Annotated in this window: 10 protein-coding genes; all 10 read left to right on the top strand. The window is 31.8% G+C overall.

Annotated elements, in window-relative coordinates; translation table 11 throughout:
• Window positions 1–55: 55 nt before the first annotated feature.
• The 10 genes from ACX5JI_RS12010 (at window position 56) to ACX5JI_RS11965 (ending at window position 12058) form a co-directional block, all read left to right on the top strand.
• On the top strand, window positions 56–190 hold the full coding sequence (locus tag ACX5JI_RS12010; protein ID WP_459501275.1) for a hypothetical protein: 135 nt from the start codon (window positions 56–58) through the stop codon (window positions 188–190).
• A 398-nt stretch (window positions 191–588) separates the two neighbouring features.
• Window positions 589–2199: an amidase family protein gene (locus ACX5JI_RS12005; protein ID WP_459501274.1), complete on the top strand. Its 1611-nt coding sequence runs from the start codon at window positions 589–591 to the stop codon at window positions 2197–2199.
• Between the two features lie 351 nt (window positions 2200–2550).
• Window positions 2551–3573 (top strand): AI-2E family transporter, encoded by a 1023-nt coding sequence (locus tag ACX5JI_RS12000; RefSeq protein WP_459501273.1) that lies wholly within the window; start codon window positions 2551–2553, stop codon window positions 3571–3573.
• Window positions 3574–4575: 1002 nt separating this feature from the next.
• A complete protein-coding gene (locus ACX5JI_RS11995; RefSeq protein ID WP_459501272.1) occupies window positions 4576–5316 on the top strand; it encodes a YveK family protein in 741 nt (246 codons plus the stop codon).
• Window positions 5306–5995 (top strand): CpsD/CapB family tyrosine-protein kinase, encoded by a 690-nt coding sequence (locus tag ACX5JI_RS11990; protein ID WP_459501271.1) that lies wholly within the window; start codon window positions 5306–5308, stop codon window positions 5993–5995. Before ACX5JI_RS11995 ends, ACX5JI_RS11990 begins: the two co-directional genes overlap by 11 nt.
• Before the next feature lie 26 nt (window positions 5996–6021).
• The gene (locus ACX5JI_RS11985) at window positions 6022–6789 is read left to right on the top strand and encodes a tyrosine-protein phosphatase (RefSeq protein WP_459501270.1); all 768 of its coding nucleotides are present in this window, start codon (window positions 6022–6024) and stop codon (window positions 6787–6789) included.
• A gap of 214 nt (window positions 6790–7003) precedes the next feature.
• Window positions 7004–8824 carry a polysaccharide biosynthesis protein gene (locus tag ACX5JI_RS11980; protein WP_459501269.1) on the top strand — a complete coding sequence of 607 codons (1821 nt, stop codon included), beginning with the start codon at window positions 7004–7006 and terminating at the stop codon, window positions 8822–8824.
• Window positions 8825–8848: 24 nt separating this feature from the next.
• Window positions 8849–10147 (top strand): oligosaccharide flippase family protein, encoded by a 1299-nt coding sequence (locus tag ACX5JI_RS11975; RefSeq protein WP_459501268.1) that lies wholly within the window; start codon window positions 8849–8851, stop codon window positions 10145–10147.
• Window positions 10138–10710, top strand: coding sequence for an acyltransferase (locus ACX5JI_RS11970; protein ID WP_459501267.1), 573 nt, complete (start codon window positions 10138–10140; stop codon window positions 10708–10710). Before ACX5JI_RS11975 ends, ACX5JI_RS11970 begins: the two co-directional genes overlap by 10 nt.
• A gap of 10 nt (window positions 10711–10720) precedes the next feature.
• Complete coding sequence (locus ACX5JI_RS11965) at window positions 10721–12058, top strand: O-antigen polymerase (RefSeq protein ID WP_459501266.1); 1338 nt, start codon at window positions 10721–10723, stop codon at window positions 12056–12058.
• Window positions 12059–12065 lie beyond the last annotated feature (7 nt).

The raw sequence follows: 12065 nt of genomic DNA, 5'->3' as shown, positions 1-12065 counted from the left end.
TATAATAAATAGCCTGGTCTCCATTTCATGGGGATTTTTGAAGGGGAGTGAAATGATGGATAACGAGAAAAAATATACAGTTGTAGGTACGGATATTGATGAAGTAAAGCGTTTAAATAAAAATTCTGGACTAACGTATAATCAAGTAAAGGAATTATTAGCGAAGCAATTTAAAAAAGAAAAACATTGAAGAGGGGAATATATAAATACAAATTGAAAAAATGACAAAAAACCATTCTTTTTAGATGGGAGAGAGGATCCGGTCATGCATAGAAGGGGTCAGCCCCTCTTCCTGCCCCATGCCAAGTGAAAACAAAGAGAGAAAATGAGTGTAGTTCACTTTTTGTTCTTCCTAGCAGCGGGTTATGTGTCGAAAAATCAAAATGGATTTATATAGTTCGGTCATTTGGACTTGAGTGTAAAGATAATATATTTGGATAGTAAGAGGAGAATGCATACTTGATATTAATTGTAAAATCATTATTTACATATATTTTGTATAATGGTAACCTTGAATTTTGTTGTAGTACAAAAGACACGTGAAATAGAGAAAAGTACTATTTTCTTTTTAGAATAGGAGTGAACAGCATGAAAAAATGGTTGAAGGTGACATTGTCCGTTGCAGGGGCGATTGCTTTATTAGCAGGCGCAGGGGGGTATTATTTTTACAAAACATATATTCCTGAGAAACCAGAGCGAATTGTATACGATAAAGAACGTGTGTTAGCGCCGATCAATAAACAACTTAAAGGAATAGATATAGAAAACGTAAAGAGAAAAGAAAAAGAGGTTGTAAATGCAACTGTAGACGAACTTCAAAAATTGATTGACGAGCAGAAGCTTACATATGAAGAGTTAGTTAGTGTTTATCTGTTGCGTATAAAGGAACATGATCAAAATGGAATGACACTAAATGCTGTTACAGAAATTAATCCGAATGCAATGGAAGAAGCTCGTAAATTTGATAAAGAGCGAGCTACAAGTAAGAAATCCAACTTATATGGAATTCCTGTCATTGTAAAAGATAATGTGCAAACAGCAAATGTTATGCCAACAAGTGCAGGAACATATGTATTGAAAGATTGGGTTGCAGATGAAGATGCAAATATTGTTAAAAAATTAAAAAAAGAAGGTGCATTTATTTTAGGGAAGGCAAATATGTCAGAATGGGCAAATTATTTATCGATTAAAATGCCTAGCGGCTATAGTGGAAAAAAAGGACAAAACGTAAACCCTTATGGACCTCTTGAATTTGATACAGCAGGATCAAGTTCAGGATCTGCTACGGCGGTTGCGGCTGATTTTGCACCACTTGCTATTGGTACAGAAACAACAGGATCGATTGTCGCTCCTGCATCTCAGCAATCGGTAGTCGGTTTACGCCCATCTTTAGGACTTGTTAGTAGAACTGGGATTATTCCGCTAGCAGAAACAATTGATACAGCTGGTCCAATGGCTAGAACGGTAAAAGATGCAGCAGCATTATTAAGTACAATGGTAGGATACGATGAGAAAGATGCTATAACGGAAAAAATGAAGGATAAAGAAAAAATTGATTATGCAAAAGATTTATCAGTAGAAGGATTAAAAGGGAAGAAAATAGGGATTCTTTTCTCTGTAGATCAGCAAGATGAGGAAAGAAAGGCTGTGGCACAAAAAATAAAACAAAATCTTCAAAACGCGGGTGCTACATTAACTGAGGACATAAAGTTGAACCGTGATGGTGTAGATAATTTATCAATTTTAGAATATGACTTTAAACATAATCTGAATGCTTATCTTGCTAATCAAAAAAATGTGCCAGTAAAATCGTTAAAAGAAGTAATTGAGTTTAATAAAAAAGATGAAAAACGTCGAGTTAAATATGGACAATCTTTAATAATAGGATCGGAAGAATCATCTTTAACAAAAGAAGAATTTGAAAAGTCGGTTCAAACAAGTCAATCTAACGCTAAAAAAGAGTTAGACAAATATTTAGAAGAAAAAGGTTTAGACGCCCTTGTTATGATTAATAATGATGAAGTTCTCCTTTCAGCGATTGCTGGCTATCCAGAGCTATCTATACCAGCTGGATATGATTCAAAAGGACAGCCTGTAGGAGCAACCTTTATTGGAAAGCCTTTTGGTGAAAGAGAGTTATTCAAAATTGGGTATGCATACGAACAACAATCAAAAAATAGGAAATCTCCTAACATCTAGAAGAATAGCGGTGCTTTATATTTATTCAAATATAAAGAGGGATTATACGATTTACTAAGAACATAATGTATATAAAAGAAAGTGTAACAGGTACTCTCTCGCTATGAATCATATGAAACGAGAGAGTACTTACATATAAATGGTAGAACTTATAAAATTGTAATCATATCCAAAAAAGGAATTATTTGAGAATATTACAAGGTAGATGGAAAATAGGACTTTTCGAAGTTAAAAGAAAGATTGAAGAGTCTTAGTCATAAGATGTTATGAAGAGAACAGGAATTGTTGGAATTGATAGAACGATTTATGATGAACAGGATAGAGAAGCTAGAAGGAGGCGGTTTGAAATAAATGATACAAATGAAAAATTTCTTTCAAAGTAGAGGATTTCAGAGGCTCCTTGTATTAGTAGTGTTGGCTCTTATCTTATACGGGCTAAAAAGTATGATTAATTTAATATTAATTACCTTTATCCTTACGTTTCTCATGGATCACTTTCAAAGATTTATTTCTGGGAAGCTGAATCGTTTTGTACCCATAAGCAGAAAAGTAATTATTACTTTTTTGTACATTGTTTTAGTGACTTTTATTATTACTACGTTATATAAATATTTACCTGTATTAACAGTACAAATTTCTCAATTGATTCATCAGTTTAAAGTATTTTTTAAAAATCCACCAGATAATGAAATGGTTAAATATTTGTTCTCAGCGATAAATCAAATGGAAGTATCAAAATATATTGAACAAGGTGTAGATGTCATTTATCAGTCGTTAGCGAATATCGGAAAAGTAAGTTTGCAAATTTTACTTTCTCTTATTTTAAGTTTATTCTTCTTATTAGAAAAAGAGCGTATTATTGCTTTTACTTCCAAATTTAAAGATAGTAAACTTAATATTTTTTATGAGGAAATAACATACTTTGGTCAGAAATTTGCCCGTTCATTTGGAAAAGTTATTGAGGCGCAGTTTTTAATTGCAGTTGTAAACTGTATTCTTTCTGTCATCGTGCTTATTTTTCTTGGCTTCCCGCAATTACTCGTATTAGCAGTAATGATATTCCTTCTAGGTCTTATTCCTGTTGCAGGTGTGATTATCTCGTTGTTTCCACTTTGTATCATCGCTTATAATATTGGCGGAATTACATATGTCGTATACATATTAATTTTTATTGCGGTTATCCACGCAATTGAAAGTTATTTCTTAAATCCGAAATTTATGTCTGCAAAAACAAATTTACCTATTTTTTATACGTTTATGGTTCTTATATTTTCAGAGCATTTTTTTGGAATATGGGGACTTATTATTGGAATTCCAATTTTCGTCTTTTTGCTTGATGTGCTTGAAGTGAAGAATGAAGGAGAGGGAGGATAAAAAGGATTAGTAGTGAGTTAGATATGAAGAATTGGGAGAATTATTTTAATTTACCTTTGTAGATCTGTTCAATTCGTTATAAATGAGAACTGTCGGGAAAGTTTTGTTTTATATGAAAAAGTGGAATAGCCTGGGGCGAAATATATATTTCGCCCCAGGCTATTTTAGTTTGCTATTCATTAGTTGAGGGGCTTGATATGTTTTCCTGATGATTTAAACATTTTCTCACCAGATGAAGTAATAGAATTTTCACAGGCATATGAGCAAGTATGTTTCAGCTGCTTCAAATGTAGTTATTGTTATGTATTGCTTAATTATTTGGATAAAATACAAGCAAATGTTTTAAAGCTTCAATTAGCTTATGAGCTTGTTTTTTGAAAGGATATGAATGATGGAGGAAGGTAATAGTTAATTTTCTCAATAATCTACTTGAAAATAAAAAGTTGTGTAGTTGGGATAAGTACTATTTTTTTGTTATATATATGTATCTTTCTGAATAGAAAGGGTCCTTATTATGAAAGGATTCTTCTTTTTTATGTCCCAAAATTGGTTTTTACAAATAGAATTTTCGAAATTATAGAATTGGACTTGTAATTAAAATAAAGCCAGCAACACTAAATAAATAACCGTTATATAGTATGTTTATTCGGATGATAGGTATAATTATCTGGTTGTCTATACAGAATGTATAGAAAATTCAAGAAGTTGTTTCTAAAATTTGATAAGTATTTTATCAAAAAAATTTTAATATGCGGTAAGGAATAGATAACCAGATAATTAGATTGAATTTTCTTTCTATTATCCTTTGTACACCAAAAGGAAATGTAGTATACATACATTTTTGTAATTTAACTGAATAATGTTGATAAAAAATTACATATATTGCTACATTATGGTTCTATTTGGTATATTCTGTGTTAATACAAGAGGGTGATGTGGTGTGATGAAAATTTCGAATTTTCCTATACTTATAACTAATAAAAAGAAAAGGAGGAAATATACATGGAAGAAACCGTTCGTTTGAAAGAACTGTTTTATATTTTGAAAAAACATTTATTTATAATCTTAACTATTTCTATAGGAGCAGCGATTGCAAGTTCAATACTAAATTTCTATTTTATAACACCTATCTATCAATCTTCTACCCAAATTCTTGTGAATCAAAAAAAGCAAGAAGGTATAATTCAACCAGGAGAAATCCAAACCAATATTCAATTAACAAATACATATAAAATCATTATCAAAAGCCCTGTCATTTTAGAGCAAGTAAAGAGTAAGTTGAAATTAGATATGTCTATACAAGAATTAAGCGGAAAGATTAGTGTAGCAAATGAAAAGGACTCCCAAGTAATCATTATTACTGTACAGAACGAGGATCTTAAAGTAGCCAATAATATTGCTAATACAATAGCTGAAGTATTTAAAAATGAAGTTGCAAAAATTATGAGTGTTGATAATGTTACTATTCTTTCTAAAGCAGAAATAGTAACAGAAAAAGAACCAGTAAAACCTAGACCGCTATTAAATATCGGAATCGTTTTCAGTATAGGCTTGATAGTAGCAATTGGATTCGTACTTTTACTAGAATACTTAGACAATACCTTGAAAAGAGAAGAAGATATTGAAAACGAACTTAAATTACCTGTTTTTGGAGTTATTTCTCATATTGAAGAAAATGAAGAAAGTGGTAATGAGATGATCGCAGCTGCAAAGAAAGTGAGGGAACATACAAGTGGTTTTTAAAAGAAAGAAGGGACGACAGCGTCGACAATTAATTGCTCATACTCGATCAAACTCTGTAATAGCAGAGCAATATCGTAATGTCCGTACTAACATTGAGTTTGCTGCAGTAGATAAACCAATACAATCACTTCTTATTACGTCGCCGACTTCTGAAGCTGGCAAGACAACGACTGCTGCAAATATAGCTGTGGTATTTGCTCAACAAGGTAAAAGAGTAGTAATAGTAGATACAGACTTACGTAAACCCGTACTACATGAACTGTTCCAAGTTGATAATAGGTTTGGGCTAACAAGCGCATTAACTGGAGCACAGACTCTTGAAGATTGTATTAAACGTACAGAAGTAAATGGAGTATACCTATTGCCATGTGGACCGATTCCACCAAACCCAGCAGAGCTATTAGGATCAGAAGCAATGAAAGAAACTATATTACACTTACATCAAATATATGATTTTATTATTTTTGATACACCGCCCATTCTCCCTGTAACAGACACGCAAATTCTGGCAAATCAATGTGATTCATCACTTCTTGTTATTCGTTGTGGTGTAACGGAAAAAGATGATGCATTGAAAGCAAAACATATATTAGAGAACGCACAAGGAAAACTTCTTGGCGTTGTATTGAATGATGGGGAACAACAAGAAGGAGAACAATATTATTATAGCCAGAATTAAAACATAAGAAGAAAGGATGGGACAAAATGATTGATTTGCATTGTCACATTCTATCAGGTGTGGACGATGGAGCTCGTACTATTACAGACAGTATTAATATGGCAAAGTTGGCAATGCAAGAGGGGATTCATACTATTGTCGCGACACCACATCATCAAAATGGTATATACATTAATACTGCTAGTCGTATTGTTCAGCAAGTGAAACAGTTAAATACTATTTTAAAGGAGCAGGAACTAAATATTACGGTTCTACCTGGGCAAGAAGTTCGCTTGTATGATGGATTGTTAGAAGATTTAGAAAAAAAGAAGATTGTTACGTTAAATCAAACAAATAGATTTGTATTAATAGAGTTTGCTTCTAACTTTGTGCCACACTATGCAGAAAAAATGTTATACAAATTACAGTTAAAGGGAATTGTTCCTATTATCGTTCATCCTGAAAGAAATATGGAATTTGTAAAAAATCCCCAAAAATTATATAAGCTAGTGAATCAAGGGGCTTTAACTCAAACTACTGCTAGTAGTTTGGTTGGACATTTTGGGAAAAAGATTAAGAAATTTAGCTTACAACTTATTGAACATAATTTAACACATGTCATTGCATCTGATGCCCACAATATAACAACAAGAGCATTTCATTTACAAACGGGTTACGAAGTTATAGAAAAAGAATTTGGTATTTCTGTAGCTTTTAACTTTAAAGAAAATGCATATTTGGTGATTGGTGGTAAAGAAGTGTATAGGGATGAACCGGAGATGATACGTCATAAAAAGTTATTTAGTTTTTTTTAAAGAATAATAAAGTTGGTGATGTCTCCTTACCTATATCAACGGGGGCACTCGGTCATACTGTGGGTAAGATGTATTACCTTAGACGCTTGTCGTCAAAAGTATGGTGTGAGGAAGGGTTAGATGCCCAGATTTTAATTATATTATGTAACTACTGTAGCTATTACTGAAAAAGGAATTTAAAGATATATTAACGGTTCTTTGGGAGGTACGAAAATTGACGTATAAAGGAAGGGTATGCCTATTAATATTAATAGACTCTTTGATTGTTTTGACTTCAGTCTATTTGAGTTACTGGCTTTTATTTCCTGACTTATTAAAGGAATCGCCTGAGATTTTTATTACGAGTTCAATTGCGCTATTGTGTAGTCATCATTTTTTTGCTTACTCTTATAAGTTATATAAAAAAGCCTGGGAGTATGCAAGTATAAGAGAGTTGGAGCAGATTTTTAAAGCTGTTACTTTCTCTGTTATTGTTATTACAGTTGTTCAATATATAACAGGGCAATATGTATATTTGCGTATTTTAGCAATTACATGGATGTTATATATAGTATTACTTGGGGGGTCTCGTTTGGTATGGCGTATTTTTCGGGATAGATATATTACGAAAAATACCGAAAAAAAACGTACACTTATTGTAGGCGCTGGCTCAGCGGGAACGATGGTTATACGACAATTACAGAAAAATAGAAATACTCATTTAGAAGCAGTTGCCTTTGTTGACGACAATAAAACAAAACAAAAATTGGAAATTTATGGTGTTCCCGTGGTTGGAACGACAGGTAATATTCATAGAATTGTGGAGCAATATGAAATTGAACATATCATTATTGCCATTCCATCTTTGAAGAGAAGAGAAATAAATAAAATTTTTCAAGAATGTACAAAAACAAAAGCGAAAACTCAAATTGTACCTATGTTAGAAGATATATTAGATGGAAAGGTTTCCATTAATGAGTTTGGTGATGTTAAGGTTGAAGATTTACTCGGTAGAGAGCCTGTTAAATTAGATGATGTAGGTATTACTGAAACAATTAATAGTCATACAATTGTAGTTACAGGTGCTGGTGGATCGATTGGGTCTGAAATTTGCCGGCAAGTAATGAAATATACACCAGAAAAAATTGTTTTATTAGGCCATGGAGAAAATAGTATTTATACGATTGAAATGGAATTAAAGGAGCACTATCAAGATAATGTTGAAATAATAACAGAAATCGCCGATATTCAAGATCGTAATAAACTATTTAGCTTAATAGAAAAACATAAACCATACATTATATATCATGCAGCAGCTCATAAACATGTTCCCCTTATGGAACGTAATCCAGAAGAAGCTGTAAAAAATAACATAATTGGAACTAAAAATATTGCAGAAGCCGCAGATACGTTTAAAGTAAATACATTTGTAATGATTTCAACTGATAAGGCTGTGAATCCGACAAGTGTGATGGGAGCTACAAAACGTATTGCTGAAATGATCGTCCAACATATGGATACGGTAAGTAAAACAAGATTTGTGGCCGTTCGTTTTGGAAATGTATTAGGAAGCCGTGGAAGTGTTATCCCGTTATTTAAAAAACAAATAGAAAAGGGTGGACCTGTAACGGTTACACATCCAGACATGGTGCGCTATTTTATGACAATACCAGAAGCATCGCGCCTGGTTATACAAGCAGGGGCGTTAGCAAAGGGTGGAGAAATCTTTGTGCTGGATATGGGGGAGCCTGTTAAAATTGTTGATCTTGCAAAGAGTCTCATTACATTATCAGGTTATCCTATAGAAGAAATTGGCATTGAGTATACGGGGATGAGACCTGGCGAAAAGTTATATGAGGAGTTATTTAACGATGCAGATGTATTAGCAAATAAAGTTTATTCGAAAATATATGTCGGTAAACCAAAATTTATGGATATCACTACTATTATGAATTTAATAGATCATTTTCATGAATATGAAAAAACTAAGTTAAAACGAACAATATTTGATATAGCCTTTGAGAGAAACGTCGATACTCCAGTTATGAAAATATAAATGACAGGATTAGGAGAATTAAAAATGGAGTTATGGAAAGAAAACAAACAATCAGACGGAAAAGCACCTTTAACATTGAAGCGGAATTTTTTATATACAGCAGCAGCAAATCTTATATACGCTTTTAGTCAATGGTTGATTATTTTATTAATTGCTAAGCTGGGAAATGTAGAAATGGTTGGACAATATTCTCTAGGCTTAGCCATAACGGCTCCCATATTTTTATTTCTTAATATGAACTTACGGAGTATACAAGCAACTGATACACATGATAGCTATAAGTTTACAGATTATTTTATAAATCGAGTTATTACAAGTTTAGCTGGGGTCATAATTGTATTAATTATCTCATTACTAGGAATGTTCAATGATCAAACGAGAGTGATCATACTAGCAATGGCACTAAGCCGTTTTTTTGAATCTTTGTGTGATGTATCTTATGGACTCTATCAGCAAAAAGAGAGGATGGATTATTTAGCTTTTTCGAAAATCATACAAAGTGTATTAGCTATCTGTTTGGTTACTTTCTCTATGGTAATGTTTAAGAATTTATTGTTAAGTGTGATTTTACATTCTTTAACATTTATATTTGTTTTAATCTTATATGATTTTCGAAAAATTAGGGTGTTGGTGCATTTTAATATATTTGAATCATATAAAAGCCCTAGTAAATTTTCTAATGTAAAAACATTAATTATTCTTGGACTACCGCTAGGGATTGTATCTTCCTTAGATACGCTAAATGCGAACCTTCCTAGATACTTTATTCAATATTTTTTGAACGAAGTAGCATTAGGGTATTTTGCTTCAATAGCATTTATCATGTCAACAGGAGCTACAGTTGTAAATGCACTTGCGCATGCTAGTATTTCAAGATTGTCAAATTACTATCAAAAAAACTATGAGTTATTTAAAAAATTATTATTTCAACTGGTTTGTCTAGGAATACTCATAGGAGGAGGAGGGGTTCTAGTAAGTTATATATTTGGTGAAAGTATATTGAGTGTTCTATATACAAGTGCTTATAGCCGTTATAATAATGTATTTATTATTATTATGGTTGCTGGGTTAATTTGGTATGTAACTGGATTTGTGAGCAGTGCACTTACTGCAACTAGAGAATTTAAAGCACAGGTTCCCATTCACATCATTACAACAATTGTCACACTTGTGTCATCAGTGCTGCTAATACCTCAATATACTTTAATTGGAGCTGCGTTAGTTGTATGTAGTTCAAATACATGCAGATGTATTTTAACTTTAATTACTCTTAATAAAATTGTCAGTAAAAAAAATAAAAGAGGTATTGAAGGATGCGCTTGAAGAAGTTTTTTCAAAAAAATGGTTATATATTAGGTTTTTTTAGGTTATTCACGAGAAGTTTTATAAAAGGATTAAATGTATTAAATACAACTAGATGGAGAGTTATGGGGGTTGAATTAGGTAAAGGTTCAATTATACAGGTGGGTACTAGAATTGAAAACCCTAAACAAATAATAATAGGTGATAACTGTTTAATTGCAAGTGGTACTGTAATCGATAGTGAAAATAATGATGGAAAGTTAATTTTGAAAAATAATGTACAGGTTAACAAGAGCGTAAGATTAGATCACACTGGAAATCTAGTAATATATGATAACGTTCTAGTCTCAGAATGTTCAACTGTATATACTCACAGTCATGGACACGATCCACGATCTAATCCAGTTCCTCAAAGTCTAATTATTAAAGAGAACACTTGGATTGGTTCACATTCTATTATCTTATCAGGAATTAATGAGATAGGAAGTAATTCTATAGTAGCCTCAGGATCGATAGTTACTAAAACTGTAGAGCCAAAATCTGTATATGGGGGAAACCCAGCTAAGTATATTAAATCTTTATAGGAGCATCTTTATGAATTTGTTTTTATTAATAGTCATGTTGTTTGTAATATATTTATTTGGCTTATGTTACTCATATTTTAGATCCAATAAAGATATATTCTCACCTGGAGTCTTGATTACTTTTTTACAGATTATTAGTACAACCCCATATCTGTTGGTTTTGTTGTTGGATAAAAGTCAAATTTCATACCTTATATATACTAATGAATTAGATGTAGAAAATAAATTAATTTGGTATGTATTTATACAAATCCTGGGTTATATCTGTTTAATGATAGGGATAGAGTGTAAAAGGTATCCGGATTTTTTTCGGAAAATTCCTATAGTAAATATCGATATTTCCTCAAATAGGGTATATATAGCTATCTTTATCTCATTACTTTTAGGTATTTTTGGCTATATGTTTTTTTTGAAAAATATAGGAGGTTTCAGTAATCTTGTTTACAATCTTCAACATCGAGCTGAGTTTACTTCAGGGAATGGTTATATATTAACTTTACTTAAATTTTTAACAGTAGCTATTTGTTTATTAATTTATAGCAGGAAGTTTAAAAAGAACAGAAACATATGGTATAGATTTTTTGTTCTGGTGGTACTACTGGGGACAATATTTGTTCTATCTACTCTTGGTGGAAGAAAATCTACCATACATTTAGTAATCTTGTGTATATTGTTTTTTCACTACGGAGTGTCACGTGTGAAAAAAATTCCTATTAAGTTTTATTTCTTGTTAATTGTGGGCTTAGTATATTTTATAGCCATGCCAATATTAAGAAGTCCAGGAGCTATTGAATATTATAGTGAAAGACCGGCAGAATTATATGGCCAGGTAAAACAAAATTATACTGCTGCTATCAAATCTATAAGTTATGTAGATCACTATGTTTTGATAACAGATCATTTTAATTTGCAAAATGTTTGGTTAGGAAAAAGTTATTTGGATTTATTCAAAGCACCTTTACCAAGATCTATATATCCTGAAAAGCCACCTGTTGATGATGGTATGTATATTCGTACAATAGCAGAAGGATATAATGTTACTCCGTCTAAACCAGTTCAGGAGTTGTATGCGTCTTCTTGGCCACCTGAAACTCTTGGGAGTATGTATGCTAATTTTTGGATACCAGGTGTTGTATTTGGGATGTATATATTAGGAGTTATTTATAAAATGTCATATTATTTCATGAAAGTGAGTGGATATAATTTTTTATCTATTTTTATTTATGGAAGTATGATTTTGAATTTTCAATTAAGTAATTTAAGAATAGTGCAAATCACCACGGATGTAGTATTAGTTATAGTATTTATTCTTTTCTTTTCTCAAAAAGAAAAGAAAATATTAAGGTGAGGGAATT

This window comes from Bacillus sp. C1 (assembly GCF_054570475.1).
This window is presented reverse-complemented; position numbering and strand designations above follow the sequence as displayed.